The organism is Methylobacterium sp. WL6 (assembly GCF_008040095.1).
Lineage (GTDB): Bacteria > Pseudomonadota > Alphaproteobacteria > Rhizobiales > Beijerinckiaceae > Methylobacterium.
Window position 1 is genome coordinate 1 of record NZ_VRVH01000449.1, and the last position, 2,632, is coordinate 2,632.

A 2,632-nucleotide genomic window follows, 5' to 3' on the forward strand; every position below is an offset into this window, starting at 1 on the left:
GAGCGTGAGATGTTTTTAATAGACTGGTCTCGGCCTGCGTCGAGCGGCTGGCGTTCCACGAGATCGACCTGCGGCCCGGCGCGGTCCTGGAGACCGGCTGCGTCTACATCGCCGAGCTGCAGGAATCCCTGGCGCTGCCCGAAGACCTCGCGGCGGCGGCCAACCCCAAGAGCTCCACCGGGCGGATCGACGTGTTCACCCGCGTCATCACCGACCGGGCGGAAGCGTTCGACCAGGTCGGGGCCGGCTATCGCGGGCCGCTCTACGCCGAGATCTCGCCGCGCACCTTCCCGGTCCTGGTCCGCACCGGCTCGCGCCTGTCGCAGATCCGCTTCCGACGCGGCATCGTGCGGCTGCGCGACGACGAGCTGGTCGCGCTGCACGCGCGCGCGCCGCTGGTGACCGCGGCGGCGCCGTCCTTCCAGGGGGGCGTCGCCGTCTCGGTCGATCTCGCCGGGTTCGACGGGCTGATCGGCTACCGGGCCAAGCGCCATACCGGCCTCGTGGACGTCGACGCGCCCGGGCGCCACGCGGCGGCCGAGTTCTGGGAGCCGCTGCCGGCCGACGGGTCCGGGTCGCTGATCCTCGATCCCGGCCAGTTCTACATCCTGGCCTCGAAGGAATCGGTGCAGGTGCCGCCCGACCACGCCGCCGAGATGGTGCCGTTCGACCCGCTCGTCGGCGAGTTCCGGGTGCATTACGCCGGCTTCTTCGATCCCGGCTTCGGCTATGCCGGCGCCGGCGGCACCGGCGCGCGCGCGGTGCTGGAGGTCCGCTCCCGCGACGTGCCGTTCCTGCTCGAGGACGGCCAGATCGTCGGCCGGCTCGTCTACGAGCGCATGGAGGCGGTGCCGCTGATGCTCTACGGCGCCGGCGCCGGCTCGAACTATCAGGCGCAAGGGCTGAAGCTGTCCAAGCACTTCGCCTGAAGCGCCCGGACTCAGTATCCCAGCGCGCTGCCGTCCTTGCGCGGGTCCGAGCCGGCCGACAGCATGCCGGCTGCGCGGTCGATCCAGATCACCTGCCCGCCGCCGAGGGGGAGGGGAGCGGCGACCGCGTCGTGGCCGCGGTCCCTCAGGCCGCCGACGAGGCCGGAAAGGCCGCCCTCGACCTCGAGCGTGCCGCCGTAGGCGAAGCTGCGCGGCGCATCGAGCGCCTCCTGCGGATCGAGGCCGCGGTCGATCAGGCCGGTCAGCAGCTCGACATGGCCCATCGCCTGGTAGTGCCCGCCCATCACGCCGAAGGGCGCGACCGCGCGGCCGTCCCGCATCAGCATGCCGGGGATGATCGTGTGCATCGGGCGCTTGGACGGGCCGATCGTGTTGGGGTGGCCGGCCTCCGTGCGGAACGACAGGCCGCGGTTGTGCAGCAGCACGCCGCTCGACGGCCCAAGGATGCCCGAGCCGAAGCCCTGGAAGATCGAGTTGATCAGCGAGATCGCGTTGCCGTCCCGGTCGACCACGCAGAGGTAGACCGTGTCCTTGTGCGCGCGGGCCGCGAGCTCGGCGCGGATCTCGGGATAGAGCACCGGCGCCTGCGCGCGGGCCATGTCGATCGCCCCGTGGGCGGCCGCCTGCCAGGCGTCGGAGAGCAGGTGCTCGACCGGGATCGCCTGGAGCTCGGGATCGCCGAACAGGGCGTCGCGGTGGTGGTAGCCCTGCTTGCACGCCTCCGCGAAGAGGTGGACCCGGTCGAGGTCGGAGAGCCCGGCGACGTCGAAGGGCTTCAGCACGTTGAGCATCATCAGCGCCGCCAGACCCTGCCCGGCGGGCGGGCATTCGTAGACGTCGTAGCCGCGGTAGCGGGTGCTGATCGGGGTGACGACGTCCGGCGCGGCGCTCGCGAAATCCTCCAGGGTGTGGAGGCCGCCGCGCTCGCGCAGGCGGCTCACGAGATCCTCGGCCACCGGCCCCTCGTAGAAGCCGCGCGCGCCCTCGCCGGCGATCCGCCGGAGGGTCGCGGCCAGCTTCTCGAGCCGCACCACGGTGCCGATCGCCGGCGCCCGGCCGTCGATCAGGTAGGTCGCCGCCGCGTGCGGATCGCCGGCGACCCGGCCGATGCTGCGCGCCCAGTCCCACCCGACCCGCGGCTGAACGGGAAAGCCGTCCTCGGCCAGCCGGATCGCCGGCTGCAGCAGCTCGCCGAGGGAGCGGGTGCCGTGGTCCTCGACGAGCCGTTGCCACGCCGCCACCGCGCCGGGCACGGTCACCGCATGCGCGGAATCGGGCTCGATCGCGACGCCGTTCTCGCGGTACCACGCGTCGTCGGCGGCCGCCGGGCTGCGGCCGGAGCCGTCGATCGCGATCGGCACCGACGCACCGTTGGGCGCATACAGGGCGAAGCAGTCGCCGCCGATGCCGGTCATCAGCGGGTCGACGACGCATTGCACCGCCACCGCGGCGATCGCCGCGTCGACGGCGTTGCCGCCCGCGCGCAGGGTCTCGATCGCCACCAGCGTCGAGGCCGGGTGCGAGGTCGCGACCGCGGCGTTGGCAGCGTAGACGGGCGAGCGGCCCGGTCCCTCGAAGTTCCTCATGGGCGATCCTCAGCTTCTCGTGGCGACCCAGTGGCCGGGCGCGACCTCGACGAGGTCGCCGCCCTCGGCGATGGGGGAGGCGGGCCGGGCCTGCTC

At 73.1% G+C, this 2,632-nt stretch carries 1 protein-coding gene and 1 pseudogene; one reads left to right on the forward strand and one right to left on the reverse strand.

Annotated features, from left to right (window positions below; genetic code table 11):
• Nucleotides 1-20: 20 nt before the first annotated feature.
• Nucleotides 21-929 (forward strand): annotated as a pseudogene (locus tag FV230_RS26990) (2'-deoxycytidine 5'-triphosphate deaminase); the annotation flags it as partial.
• Nucleotides 930-940: 11 nt separating this feature from the next.
• Here FV230_RS26990 and FV230_RS26995 read toward each other — a convergent pair.
• Nucleotides 941-2,536 carry a gamma-glutamyltransferase family protein gene (locus FV230_RS26995; protein ID WP_147844562.1) on the reverse strand — a complete coding sequence of 532 codons (1,596 nt, stop codon included), beginning with the start codon at nucleotides 2,534-2,536 and terminating at the stop codon, nucleotides 941-943.
• Nucleotides 2,537-2,632: the final 96 nt, after the last annotated feature.